Annotated in this window: 8 protein-coding genes; 2 read left to right on the top strand and 6 right to left on the bottom strand. The window is 77.4% G+C overall.

Annotated features, from left to right (window positions below):
- Nucleotides 1–102 precede the first annotated feature (102 nt).
- Nucleotides 103–1569: a sensor histidine kinase gene (locus tag CAE01nite_RS17750; RefSeq protein WP_146906878.1), complete on the top strand. Its 1467-nt coding sequence runs from the start codon at nt 103–105 to the stop codon at nt 1567–1569.
- A gap of 70 nt (nt 1570–1639) precedes the next feature.
- On the opposite strand, the gene CAE01nite_RS17745 is transcribed toward CAE01nite_RS17750, so the two are convergent.
- The gene (locus CAE01nite_RS17745; RefSeq protein WP_146906877.1) at nt 1640–1888 is read right to left on the bottom strand and encodes a WhiB family transcriptional regulator; all 249 of its coding nucleotides are present in this window, start codon (nt 1886–1888) and stop codon (nt 1640–1642) included.
- 289 nt (nt 1889–2177) lie between these two features.
- Between CAE01nite_RS17745 and CAE01nite_RS17740 the strand changes: the two genes are divergently transcribed.
- The gene (locus tag CAE01nite_RS17740) at nt 2178–2582 is read left to right on the top strand and encodes a hypothetical protein (RefSeq protein WP_146906876.1); all 405 of its coding nucleotides are present in this window, start codon (nt 2178–2180) and stop codon (nt 2580–2582) included.
- A 55-nt stretch (nt 2583–2637) separates the two neighbouring features.
- Here CAE01nite_RS17740 and CAE01nite_RS17735 read toward each other — a convergent pair whose 3' ends face one another.
- From CAE01nite_RS17735 to CAE01nite_RS17715, 5 genes are all read right to left on the bottom strand, one after another.
- Nucleotides 2638–7383, bottom strand: coding sequence for an FtsK/SpoIIIE domain-containing protein (locus tag CAE01nite_RS17735; RefSeq protein WP_146906875.1), 4746 nt, complete (start codon nt 7381–7383; stop codon nt 2638–2640).
- Between the two features lie 97 nt (nt 7384–7480).
- The gene (locus CAE01nite_RS17730; protein ID WP_146906874.1) at nt 7481–10123 is read right to left on the bottom strand and encodes an ABC transporter permease; all 2643 of its coding nucleotides are present in this window, start codon (nt 10121–10123) and stop codon (nt 7481–7483) included.
- Nucleotides 10123–11058, bottom strand: coding sequence for an ABC transporter ATP-binding protein (locus tag CAE01nite_RS17725; RefSeq protein ID WP_146906873.1), 936 nt, complete (start codon nt 11056–11058; stop codon nt 10123–10125). The genes CAE01nite_RS17730 and CAE01nite_RS17725 overlap by 1 nt, the downstream gene beginning before the upstream one ends.
- 269 nt (nt 11059–11327) lie before the next feature.
- Nucleotides 11328–12083, bottom strand: a complete 756-nt coding sequence (locus tag CAE01nite_RS17720) for a response regulator (RefSeq protein WP_146906872.1) — start codon at nt 12081–12083, stop codon at nt 11328–11330.
- 112 nt (nt 12084–12195) lie between these two features.
- Nucleotides 12196–13410, bottom strand: coding sequence for a sensor histidine kinase (locus CAE01nite_RS17715; RefSeq protein WP_146906871.1), 1215 nt, complete (start codon nt 13408–13410; stop codon nt 12196–12198).
- Nucleotides 13411–13522: the final 112 nt, after the last annotated feature.

Here is a 13522-nt window from a genome sequence, read left to right as displayed (position 1 = left end):
CGGTCAGCCGGTGTGCGTCCTGCGAGGCTATCCGAGCGGCCGTGCGATGCTCGGCCGGCTCCCTGGCGGGTGGCGCACGCCACGCTGTCTAGGCTGGCGGCCGTGTCCACGCTCAGCGACCTGGTCTCCCGCCACTGCGACATCGACGCCGCGGACGTGGAGTGGCTGCACCTGCTGGTGGGGGACTGGCAGGTGGTCTCCGACCTCGCGTTCGCCGATCTCGTGCTGTGGCTGCCCACCCGCTCGGGGGACTTCGTCGCGATCGCGCAGTGCCGGCCGAGCACCGGCGCGACGGTCCACTACGACGACATCGTCGGCTCCAGCGCCCCGGAGGGGCAGCGCCCCCAGCTCGAGCGCGCGCTGACCGAGCTGCGTCCGCAGCGCTCGCGCGAGCCGCGCTGGTTCGGGTCGTACGCGGTCCGCGAGGAGGCGACGCCGGTGGTGCGCAACGGCCGGGCCATCGCCGTCGTGGCGCGCCAGACGAACCTCGGCGGGGCGCGCACCCCGAGCCGGCTCGAGCTCAACTACGTCGAGGCCGCCGACGACATCATGAGCATGATCGGCCGCGGGGAGTTCCCGGTGGCGAACTCCGCGACCGGCTCGCGCCGCGGCGCCCCCCGCGTGGGGGACGGGCTGATCCGCCTCAACTCCGAGGGAGAGGTGCTCTACGCCAGCCCGAACGCGCTGAGCTGCTTCCACCGGTTCGGGGTGATGGGCAGCCTCGTCGGCCGCTCGCTGATCGAGGTCACCACCGACCTCGTCGAGCACCAGTCGCCGGTCGACGAGTCGATGCCGCTGGTCATCATGGGCCGTGCGCCGTGGCGCACGGACCTGGAGGCGCACGGGGTCTGCCTGTCGCTGCGCGCCGTCCCGCTCACGGAGAACGGCGAGCGGATCGGCGCCGTGCTGCTGTGCCGGGACGTGTCCGAGCTGCGCCGGCGCGAGCGCGAGCTCATCACCAAGGACGCGACGATCCGCGAGATCCACCACCGCGTGAAGAACAACCTGCAGACCGTGGCCGCGCTGCTGCGTCTGCAGGCCCGGCGGATGACGTCGCCGGAGGCCAAGGAGGCGCTCGAGGAGGCGATGCGCCGGGTCGCGACCATCGCCCTGGTGCACGAGACGCTCTCGCAGACGCTGGACGAGTCGGTGCCGTTCGACGCCCTGGTGGGGCGCAGCCTGCGGCTCACCGCCGACGTCGCCTCCGCCGGCGCCCAGGTGCGGACCCGGACGACCGGCTCGTTCGGGATGGTCCCGGCCGAGGACGCGACCGCACTGGCGCTGGTGCTGACCGAGCTGGTGACGAACGCCGTGGAGCACGGGCTGTCGAGCACCGAGGGCGGCACGGTGGAGATCGACGCCACCCGGGACGGCCAGGAGCTGCGGGTCGTCGTCGCCGACGACGGGGTGGGGCTGCCCGAGGGGAAGGGTGCCGGCACCGGCCTGGGCACCCAGATCGTGTCGACGCTCGTCGCCAACGAGCTGCACGGGTCGATCGACTGGCTGCCGCGGGACGGCGGCGGGACGCAGGTCGTCCTGGACGTCAAGCTGCGGCTCCCGCAGGCGTAGGACCCCGGACGCACGGATGCCCGGGCGAGGAGCTCGCCCGGGCATCGCGTGGGTGGTGCGGTGCCGCCGCTCAGCTGGCCCGACGCTGGCGCGCGGTGCGGCGCTTGAGGGCGCGACGCTCGTCCTCCGACAGCCCGCCCCAGACGCCGGCGTCCTGGCCGGACTCGAGGGCCCACTTGAGGCACGTGTCCACGACGGGGCAACGACGGCAGACGGCCTTCGCGTCGTCGATCTGCAGGAGCGCAGGCCCGGTGTTCCCGATCGGGAAGAACAGCTCCGGGTCTTCGTCCAGGCACGCAGCGCGGTGGCGCCAATCCATGACAGCTCCTAGGCACAGGTGGAGCCGACCCCCGCAGGGGTTGTCGGCTCGCGTTGAGGGTTCGAACAAAACCTGCGTCAAGGTTCACATCTGACCGCGTAGTCCACAAGAGGTCACGGTGAGGTTTCGACCCGATCACGGCTGAGGTCTTGATCACACCCTGGCCTGCAGTTCTGTCCTGTGAGGGTGCCGTCGCCGCGCGTAGGGTCGACGCGTGAGCCGCTCCGCTCGTCGCCCCTCGGACCGGTCGCCGGACGGCGTTCCTGTTCCGGACGACAAAACAGCAGCCGTGCCCGACAATCACTCTTCCCGACGTCGCCCCGCCGCCCTGACGGTGGTGTGCGCGCTGGTCCTGGTGCAGGCCGGGCTGCTGGTCGGGCTGGCCTCGGCCTGGGTCCTCGGGCTGGTCCGCGGCGAGAGCCGGCTGCCCGGGGCGGCCGTCTTCCTGGTCCTGTTCGCGCTCGGTGTCGCCGCCGTGCTGGTCCTCGGCGTCCGCGGGCTGTGGGCCGGGCGCCGGTGGGCCCGCTCGCCGGTGATGACGTGGCAGGTGCTCCTCGTGGTGATGAGCGTGGGGTGGCTCGGCGTCGAGCTGGCCCCGTGGGCCACGGGTGTGCTGGTCAGCGCGCTGGCCGTCGGCGTCGGTCTGCTGCTCCCGTCCGTCGTGGCCGTCACGGCCGAGCGGCCACCCGCCTGAGCGGACGGCCGCCGGGCCCGGAGCGCCCTCTGGCGGGACCGGATCTCGGGCGCCCTCAGGCGGCCCCGGGCGGGTGGGCCACCTGGACGGGCACCGTCCGCCGCCCGAGGACGACGACGCCACGACCGGGGTCGTGCGGCCGGGCGACGTCGACGTCCCAGGACAGGTCCACGCCGAACACCTCGGCGCTGCCCGGCTCCTGCGGGGTGAGCACGAGCCCGCGTCGCCCGGTCCGCAGCGCGCCGATCGCCCCCCGGAACGACACGCACGCGGCCGACGTGTGCGCCGAGGCGACCAGGCTCCAGGCGGCGGGCATGCCTGGGCCGCCGGGCGGCGCGGTGACGAGCCGTGCCGCGGCCACGGGGTCCAGCTGCTCCAGGGCGTCCAGGTCGTCCACCAGCACGACGACCCGGCGGTTCCGCCGGTCCGGACGCAGGTGCCCGTCCGGGTCACGACGCAGGGCGTCGATGACGGCGTCGACCCGCCCGGCACCGAACCCGCACGTGCGGTCGGGCAGCCGATGCTCGCCCAGGTCGCGGAGCGGTCCGTCGCGCGCGACGACCAGCACCTCGTGCCCGCGGGCCAGCATCCCGTGCGCGAGGACCGCCAGCGCGGTCGAGCGACCTGAGCCCCCGGGGCCGACCACCAGCGCACCGCCCTCGACGGGCAGGTGAACCGGTCCGGCGTCGTCCCCGCCCAGCCCGATCGGGACGGCGGACCTCGGGTGGGCGGACGTGGCGGGCGCCGGAACGGTGGGGGTCGGGACGGCGGAGGTGTCCAGCGCCGGGACGTGCCCGGCGCGCGCGAGGTCGTCGAGCGTGACGCGGTGCGGGAGCGGCAGCAGACGCACGGCGGCCTGCGGGGTGGGGCGGCCCGTGGAGCCGGGCTCCCCGGGTGGTGGCACCGCGACCTGGCACAGCACCGGACCGCCGGCCCCGTCCGCCCCGTCAGCCCCGGGCTCTGCGCAGGCCCCGGGAGGCAGCCACACGCCACGGCCGGGTGGGCGGCGACCGCCCGCCAGGTCGCTCGGGACGCCCGCCATCGTCTCGGCCGGCGCGTCCCCCACCCGCAGGACGAGCCGGTACCCGAACAGTCCGGCGACCGCGTGCGGCAGCGCAGGGGACGACGACGCCGCCACGCACACCCCGCGCCGGCGGCCGTCGCGCACCAGCTCGACCAGCCGGTCGGCGGCTCGCCCGCGCGCGACCGTGCCGAGGACCTCGAGCACGGTCTCGAGCCCGTCGACGAGCAGCAGGTGCGGGCCGGTCGTGCCGGTCCCGAGCTCGGGTTTCGTGGTGCCGGCGGCGCCGGTCGGGCCAGTGGTGCCGTCGGCGCCGGTCGGGCCGGTGCCGCCGTCGGCGCCGGTCGGGCCGCCGGTGCCGTTCCAGCCGCTGGGACCGGCACCCGGTCGACCGGCCAGCACGGTGAGCAGCCGCGCCATCAGCCGGGGGTCGTCCGTGGACGCCCAGGTCCCGGCCGTGCGTGACACCGTTCCCGGTCCGAGGCCGACCGGCGTCCCGGCGGAGATCGTGTGCACCTGCCACCCCTGGGCAGCGGCGCGGGCGGCGAGGCTCTGCATCGTCGTGGTGCGTCCCGAGCCCGGGGCGCCGACGACCAGCAGCCCGCCGTCCCGCGCCGGCCACGCCACCACGCTGCGTCGTTGCGCGGCCGGCTCGTCGGCGAGCGCGACCGCGAGCGCGGCGTCCGGGCCGGCGTGCCGGTGCTCGGGGTCACCGGGCAGGTCGCGGCCGGCGGACGCGGCGTGCGACCACGCCCCAGCACGCTCCCCGGTCCGCGTGTGCGCCGTCAGGTCCGCCCAGCTCACGGTGGTGGGCAGCGCGGGCAGCCACGGGACGTCCGGGGCCGGCAGGCCGGCGTGCCGCGCCGCGGCGACCGCGGCGGCGACCCACGCCTGGGTCAGGTCCGGACCGTCGCGCACCGCGACGCGCCCGGGTGCCTCACGGACGGCGGCCGGTTGCGCCCCCGTGGGTCGCCGCGCGCCGACGACGCGTCGGACGGGCTCGGCCGCGGTCGACGGACGCGCGTCCGCGAGCGCGACCTGCAGGGGCTCGGGGACGCCGGGGCCGCGGCGCAGGAGCGCGCGACCGGGCAGGCCCGGGGGGATCCGGGCGGCGTCCGGCACGTCGAGGACGTCCAGCGAGTCCGCCGCGTCCGTCACGCGCAGGCACACCCGCACGGCGAGGTTGGCCCGCAGGTCAGGACCGACGGCGCCGCCGGGCCGCTGCGTCGCGAGCAGCAGGTGGACGCCGAGCGAGCGTCCCTGCGCCGCCACCCGCAGCAGGCCCGGGACGAACCCTGGCAGGTCGTCGAGCAGCGCGCGGAACTCGTCGACCACGACGAGGAGGCTGGGCGGAGCCTCCTGCGGCGCCCGGTCGCGCAGGGAGGCGAGGTCGGGCGCGCCGTGGGCGGCGAGGAGCCGCTCGCGACGGCGCAGCTCGGCGCGCAGGCCGGTCAGCGCGCGCTGCGCCAGGGACGGGTCGAGGTCCGTCACCTGGCCCACCACGTGCGGCAGGCGCATGCACGCGCCCAGCCCGGCGCCACCCTTGTAGTCGACCAGCAGGATCGCGAGCGCCGCCGGCGAGCAGGTCAGGGCCAGCGACAGCACCCAGGTCTGGAGCAGCTCGGACTTGCCCGCGCCGGTGGTCCCGGCGACCAGCGCGTGCGGTCCGTCCTGCACGAGGTCCAGCAGGACCGGGCCGTCAGCACCGGCTCCCAGGTGCGCCGTGAGCCCGCCCGGCCGGCGTCCGTGCGCGCCCTCCCACGCCGCCAGCACGGCGCCCTCGTCGGGCAGCGGGATCCCGGGCAGGTCCGCGAGGGCGACGGCGCGGGGGAGCGCCGCGACGGGTGGTGCGGCGCCGTGCCCGGTCGCCGTGCGCTGCTGGACCGCCGCGAGCAGGCGCGCCTGCCGTTGCGCCCACGCCGTCGACACCCCGCTGACCGCCCGCCCGCCCCGGTGGTCCGCCGTCGTGCGGTCACCGTCCCCCCGCAGGTCCGCGACCCCGTGCACCGTCGCGGCGACCCCGTCGGCGTGCACCTGCACGCGGGTCCGGCACCACGCCGGCACGCGCGCGGGGTCGTCCTCGACGACGACGACGAGCGGCTGACGGTCGTGGGCCCGATCGTCGTGGGCCGGTCGGTCGGCCGGCCACGGGAGCCCGGGGGCGAGGCCGGCGGACTCCCGCGCTGACCGGTCGTGCGCGCCGTCGACGACCACCACCGTCGGCGCAGGCCCCGGCGCGGACCCCGGCGCCGACCTGGACGCGCCGACCCAGGCGCACCACGCCCACGCCTCGGCCGCGCCGGTGCGCGGCCGGACCTCGACGTCGACCGGCCTGCCGTCCCGAGCCGCGGCGGTGAGCTCGGCGCACACCAGCAGGCGGGACACCGCGAGCGCCGCCGGACGCGGTCCGACGACGGCCACGGGCGCCCGGTGCGCGGGCCGGTCCCGCGGCGGGATCCCGCCCGCTCGCCCGTCGTCCGGGGCCCGGGCCATGCCGTCGGTCGGGCCGTCCCGGCGCCGCGCCGACCCCGCGTCGTCACCCCCGTGGACCGCCAGGAGTGCCCTGGTGCGCAGGTCCGACGCGAGTGGCGCCCGGAAGCCGTCGCCCAGCAGGCCGTCGTCCGGCAGGCGACCTTCGGGCAGGCGGTCGTCGGGCAGGCGGTCGTCCGGGACCGCGCGGTCCGGCCGGCGACGACCGGTGGGCAGGCCGCGGCGGACGGGCGTGCCGGACCGGACCCGGCGGCGTCGACCCACCGCGCGGTCGACGAGACCCCCGAGGACGGCGGTCAGCGGGCCGACGGCGGCGAGGGCCAGCATGGACGGGCTGCCGGTGACCACCGCGAAGACGACGCCGCCGAGGGCGCCGGCCAGCCAGGTCGACGCCCCGGCCCGCGGCACCGGGGGTGCACCGCCGGTAAGTGGGCCGTTCCGGTCGGGCGTGATGCCCTCCGGCCATCCGCGCAGCCGCTCGACGTCCCGGCGCGTCCGGACCTCCAGCACCGTCCCGCCGAGCACGACCCGGTCACCGCGGCGCAGGCGCCGGCGTCGCCGGCCGACGCGTCGCGGCCGGCCTCGGCCGCCGGCCCGCAGCAGGACGGTGCCGTTGTGGGAGCCCAGGTCCCGCACGGTCGGGCCCGTGGCCCCTCCGGCGCGTCGTCCGGTGCGGAGCTCGACGACCACGTGCCGCACGGACGCGTACCGGTCGTCGACGTCCAGCCGCCGGACGGGCACGCCCGGGGCGCCGCGACGGGCCGGGCCCCGCGCACGGTCTCCGCGCGCACCCGGACCCGCGCGCCGCCTGCCCGGACGGACCGGGCCCCGCGCACGATCCCCGCGGCCGCCCCCGGGCGCGTCCGGCGCACCCGGCTCGCCCGGCGCCCGGCCCTCCTCCACCGGCACCGCCCCGCCCACCTCGACCCGCGCCGGGCGGCCGACCTCCACGGCCCCCTCCAGGGCGACCAGCGCCCCGCTGTCCGGGCCGCCGACCACCGCCAGGTGCCACGGGGACCGCAGCGCGTGCAGCTCGGGGTCCGGCGAGCCACGCCCCAGCCGCAGGACCGCGCCGGCGACCAGCGGGGCACGCCCGGTCCGCTGGTCGTCGTCGAGCACCGCGTTGTCCACCGCGAGGACGGCCACGGACGCGCCGGGCGCCCGGAGGGCGAGCTCGGGCCGCCCGGTCGCCGCGGCCAGGTGCGGGCGCAGGTCGCCGAGGCGGGCGCCGTCAGGGACCTCGACGTCGAGGTCGGGGGAGCCGGCGTGACCGGCCACGGTGAGTCGCACGGTCCCACGCTGGCGGCGGCCGCCGACCGGCGGGACGACGACGGGCCCGTGGCCCGGGACAGCTCCCCGTTCCACAGGCCCGTCGGTCGGGTCGGTGTCAGTCCACCGCGAGCGCCGCCACCGGGGAGGTGCGGGCGGCCGAGCGTCCGGGCAGCACCGAGGCGAGCAGACCCGCCGCGAGGGACACCGCGAGCACCGCCGCCAGGTCCACCCACGGGACGTCCAGGTGCACGTCGCCGACCACCCCGAGCACGGTCGCCGCCCCGGCCCAGCCGTACAGCACGCCGAGCAGCACCCCGAGGGCGCCACCGACCCCGGCGATGAGCACGCCCTCGATCGCGAGCGACGCGCGCAGCCGTCGCCGGGACAGCCCGATGACCCGCAGCGTGGCCGACTCCCGGCGGCGCTCGATGACCGACAGGGACAGCGTGTTCGCCACCCCGATCAGGGCGATGACGACCGCCACCGCGAGCAGGCCGACGACGACGGCGAGCAGCGTGTCGATGATGCCCTCGTACATCGCGCGCTCGACCGCGGCGCCGACCACCTGGACGGCGATCTCGGACAGCTCGTCCTGGACGGCCGGCACCACCACCGCGGGGTCGGCGTCCGGTGACAGGCGCACCCAGGCCTCGTCGAGGGTCCCGCCCGCCGGGTCGACGGCCGAGCCGTCGGCTGACGCCCCCGCCGCCTCCAGGGGCAGGGCGGCGGCCGTGCTCGGCGTCAGGACGAGCCCGGAGAGGGCGGTCACCACGACGGTGCGCGCGGTGGGCTCCCCGGTCGGGGACCCGTCAGCGCCCTGCACGGACAGCGTCAGCGAGTCACCCGACACGACCCCGAGGTCCTGGGCGAGGGTCTCGCCGACCACGACGGTGCCGTCGGCGAGCCCGTCCACCACCGACGGAGTCCGCACGAGACCCGTGGCGACGGACGGCTCGAGCACCCAGGCCGTCGTCGACAGCGTCGTCCCCACGTCCCCGTGCGCCGGCGCCCCGGCGCCGACCACCAGCGGCACGCTCGGCACCGTCACGACCTGCTCGACCCCGTCGACACCCTCCACCGCGCGGACGAGCGTGGGCGTCACGAGGTCCAGCGCGCCGCCGCCCGCCGTGATCTGCACGTCGACCGGGAACTCCTCGTCCAGCTGCCCGGCCAGCGTGACGCGGGCGGACGCGGCACCGGTGCTCATCATCGTCACCAGGGTCACGCCGATCAGCAGCGCGGTGCTCGTCGCCGCGGTCCGCCGGGGGTTGCGGACCGTGTTCGCGGCGGCCAGCCGGGCGCTCGTCCCGCTGCGTCCCACGAGCCGGCCGCACGACCCGACCACCCGAGGGACCCAGAACACCGTGCCCACCAGGACTCCCACGAACGACAGCGCACCGCCCAGGACGCCCAGCCCGAGCGCCGCCACGGGGTCCACCACCCGGCCCGCGACCACGCCGAGCGCCAGCAGCGCGGAACCCACGAGCGTCAGCAGGACCGCGAGCACCAGCCGAGGACGGCTGCCCCGGTGCGTCACGGCAGGGGCGTCCGCCGGCCGCAGCGCGGCGAGCGGGGCGACCCGGGTGGCGGCCCGCGCCGGGGCGAGCGAGGCCAGCACGGTGACCAGGGTGCCCACCAGCAGCGGCACCAGCACGACCGCCGGCGTGACCGTCACGGCGGACGGCAGCGGCACGTCCAGCGCCAGGCCGCCGAGCGCCCACAGCGCCACCTGCGCCACGACGACGCCCAGCACGACCCCCACCGTGGACGACGCCACCCCGAGCAGCCCCGCCTCGAGCAGCACGGACCGGCGCAGCTGGCGGCGGTCCGCCCCGACGCACCGGAGCAGGGCCAGGGTCCGGGTGCGCTGCGCGATCATCACCTGGAACGTGTTGGAGATGACCAGCGCGGCGACCAGGAGCGCCACCGCGGCGAACCCGAGCACGATCATCGTGAAGACGTCCGTGCCGTCGGTCAGCTCGGCCGTCATGGCCCGGGCCTGGTCGTCCTTGGTGCGGACCTCGGCACCCGGCACCGCGGAGGAGACGGCGGACGCGACCGCGGGCAGCGTCCCGGCCGGGTCGGTGCCGTCGGCCAGGACGAGCAGCGCGTCGTCGTAGGAGGGCTCGCCGTCGACGGCGTCCTGGGCCGTCCAGCGGCGCGCGTCGTCGGCCGAGAGCACAGCGGCACCGCCCGACTGGGCGAACGCCCCGGCCGGGTCGTCGGTCAGACCGACCACGGTGAGCGGCTCGGGCCGCTCCACCCACTCCGCGTCCGGGGCGTCCGCGGGGACCCACGCACCGCGCTGGGCGGTGACCTCGTCGCCCAGCCCGACGCCGAGCCGCTCGGCGACCGGGCCCGGCAGGGCCACCTCTCCCGGAGCGGCCGGGAACGCGCCGTCGAGCACCGCCTGGGCCTCCAGGCGCGGGTCCGAGGCCACCGCGGTGGTCGCGGTGACCACGCGGCGGCTCCCCGCCGTGAGCTCCACCCACAGGCCCGACCGGCCGTCGACGGCGCGGACGCCGTCCACCCGGCGCAGCGCGGCGAGGTCGGGCTCGGTCAGGTCCTCGCCGGGCGTGGTGACCACCAGGTCGGCGTCGGCGTAGGACGCCGAGACGGCGTCGAGGCTGGTCCGCGTGATGACCGCGCCGGCGATCAGCGTCGCGGCGACGAAGGCCGTGCCGATGGCGATCGCGACGCCGGCGGCGGTCAGCCGGCCCAGGCTGCGGCGCATCTGGGCCAGGGTCAGGCGCAGCATCAGCGCACCCCCGACCCGGGTGCGGCGGGGGCGCCGGCGACCGTGGCGTCCAGCGACCGCAGCGCGTCGAGCCCGGTCAGGACCGACTCGGGGGTGGGGTCGGCGATGTCGCCGGCGATGCGGCCGTCGGCCAGCAGGACGACGCGGTCGGCGTAGGCCGCGGCGGCCGGGTCGTGCGTGACCATGATGACGGTCCGTCCCAGCTCACGGACCGACTGGCGCAGGAAGCTGAGCACCTCCGCCCCGGCACGGGAGTCGAGGTTGCCGGTCGGCTCGTCGGCGAACACCACCTCGGGCCGGGCGATCAGGGCGCGGGCGATCGCCACCCGCTGCTGCTGCCCGCCGGACAGCTCCGCCGGCCGGTGGCCGAGCCGCGCGGTCAGCCCCAGCGTGCTCACCAGGGTGTCGAACCAGTCCCGGGCCGCGGCGTCGACCTTCACCCCGGCGAGCTCCAGCGGCAGCAGGATGTTCTGCTCGGCCGTGAACATCGGCAGCAGGTTGAAGGACTGGAAGACGAAGCCGACCCGGTCCCGGCGCAGCTCGGTCAGGGCGGAGTCGCCGAGCCGGGTGATCTCGGTCTGCCCCAGGAAGGCGGCGCCGGACGACGCAGTGTCCAGCCCGGCCAGCAGGTGCATGAGCGTGGACTTGCCGGACCCGGACGGGCCCATGATCGCGGTGAACGCGCCGGCCCCGAAGTCGACGTCGACGGCGTCCAGCGCCCGGACCGCGGACCCGCCTGAGCCGTACACCTTGCTCAGCGAGCGGGCGTGCACGGCCACCCGGCCGTCCGGGGACGCCGGGACGGACGTGGGCGCCGTGGGCTCCGTGGGCAGGGTGGCGGGCGCCGTGACCGGCACGGAACCGGCCGCGCCCCCGGACGGGAGGCCGCCGCCGGCACCGGGCGGGTCGAGGGGGCGGTACACGGTCGTGTCCATGGCTTGCTCCTGTGGTCAGGCGTCGGAAGGGATGCTCCGAACCTATGGACCCGCAGGTCAGCGCCGCATCGAGCCCCGGTCGGGCACCGAGGTCATCCCCCGGGTGGACCCGTCGGCGCGCGTCTCGTCCCGGGGGCCGAGCCGGCCGCGCCGGTGAGCGCCGGGGGTCGGCGCCGTCCCGCCCCGCGCCCCACTCAGTGCACCATCACGCCCGCGCCCCATCACCCCCGCGCCCGTCACGCCCGCGCGACCGGCCCACCGCTCACCGCTCACTGGCCGGGGTGCACGAGCCCGGTCTCGTACGCCGTCACCACGGCCTGCACCCGGTCGCGCGCGCCGAGCTTGGCGAGGATCCGCCCCACATGGGTCTTGACGGTCGCCTCCGCGACGAACAGGTCCCGGCCGATCTCGGTGTTGGAGCGGCCCCGGGCCATCAGCACGAGCACCTCCCGCTCGCGGTCGGTCAACGCCGCCAGGGCCGCCCGGGCCTGCGCCGCCGCACCGTCGTCCGGGCGGTCGTCGGGCAGCACGGTGACCAGGTGCTCGAGCAGGCGCCGCGTGCTCGACGGCGCGATGACCGCGTCCCCGGCGTGCACGGTGCGGATCGCGGCGAGCATCTCCTCCGGCGGGGCGTCCTTGAGCAGGAAGCCGCTGGCGCCCGCGCGGATCGCCGCGAGCACGTACTCGTCGAGGTCGAAGGTGGTGAGCACGATGACGCGCGGCACCGCCCGACCGGGGTCCGCGACCGACGCCGCGGTGAGCCGCGCCGTGGCCGCCAGCCCGTCCAGCCGCGGCATCCGCACGTCCATGAGCACGACGTCGACCCCGCCGCGGGTCGCCTGGGCGTCCAGCACCCGCAGGGCCTCCTCGCCGTCCCCCGCCTCGGCGACGACGGTGAGGTCGGGCTGGGAGTCGATGACCATCCGGAAGCCGGCGCGGACGAGCTGCTGGTCGTCGACCAGGGCGACCCGCACGGGCGCGCCAGGGGTCGCCGGGGACGGGTCGACGGGGGACGAGGTGCTCACGGTGCGGCTCCAGGGCTCGGGGGAGGAAGAGGTGAGGGGCGACGCCGGGTGGACGGACGGGCCGACGGACCGACGGACGGCAGGGCGGGCGGCCGACCGACGGGTGGACGCGTCACGTCCCCGCCGGCAGCGGCAGCTGCGCCCGGACGCGGTAGCCGCCCCCGGCCCGGGGACCGGCGGTCAGCGTGCCGCCGAACATGGCCGCCCGCTCGCGCATCCCGAGGACCCCGTTCCCGGCCCCGTCGTCGATCGCCGCGGCGCCACGGCCGTCGTCGCTGACCTCCAGCACCAGGTCCGACGGCGTCCACTGCACCAGGACGGTGACGGTCGGGTCCGGCCCGGCGTGCTTGAGGACGTTGGTCAGCGACTCCTGGCAGATCCGGAAGACGGTCAGCCCGGCGCCGGGGGGCAGCGTGCGCGGGGTGCCCATGCGGACCAGCGAGACCCGGACCCCGGTGGCGCGCACCTGGTCGACGAGCTGCTCGACGTCCCCGGCGTCCGGCTGCGGGACGAGGGCAGGGGTGGCCGGGGCGCCGGGGCCGCCGTCCCGGTCGTCGGAGCCGTCGCGCAGCACCCCGAGCAGGCGCCGCATGTCGGCCAGTGCCGCGCGCCCGGTCTCCGCGATCGTCCCCAGCGACCGCGCGGCGGCCGCGGGGTCCGCCTGGGCGGCGTAGCGACCGCCGTCGGCCTGCGCGATGACCACGGACAGGGAGTGGGCGACGATGTCGTGCATCTCGCGCGCGATCCGGGCGCGCTCGGCGGCGGTGGCGATCTGCGCCTGCTGGTCACGCTCCACGCGCAGGCGCTCGGCGCGGTCCTGCCAGACCAGCAGCGTCTCGCGCCGCGAGCGCTTCACCAGCCCGGACGCCCAGACGACCAGCGCCGCCATGCCGGTGAACACCGTCACCCCGGCGCCACCGCCGACCCCGTACGCGGTGTCCACCACCATGAGGGCGACGCCGAGGACCGCGCACCCCACCAGCCCGGTGGCGATCGCGGTGCGGTGCGCCCAGCGCGGTCCGTAGACGGTCACCGAGTAGAGGGCGATCAGCACGGCGAGGTCGGCCGGGACGAGCAGCGGCAGCCCCAGGACCGTGTGCGCGAGGCCGGCGGCGTAGACGGCGACCGCGGACGCGACCGGACGGCGTCGTCGCCAGGCCAGCGGGGCCACGACGAGCACGGACCACGCCACCGCGGTCCAGCCGCCGATCGCGGAGATCACCACCGTCACCAGGACCGAGACGAACGCGAGGACGACGGTGGCGAGGGTGTCGAGGGTGTGGGCGCGCGACTCCAGCCAGCGGTTCCACCGCTCCCACCACCCCATGGGGACGGAGCCTAGGCAACCGGCGGACCACGGTCGTCGGACCGCGGGGGGAGCAGGAGGGCCGAGCACGGCGTCGGGCGTCCGACCACGGGGGGACGCGGTCCGGCGGACG

Source organism: Cellulomonas aerilata, from assembly GCF_007991755.1.
Taxonomy (GTDB): domain Bacteria; phylum Actinomycetota; class Actinomycetes; order Actinomycetales; family Cellulomonadaceae; genus Pengzhenrongella; species Pengzhenrongella aerilata.
The sequence above is the reverse complement of the archived record's forward strand: the minus strand, read 5'-3'. Positions and strand labels throughout refer to the sequence as shown.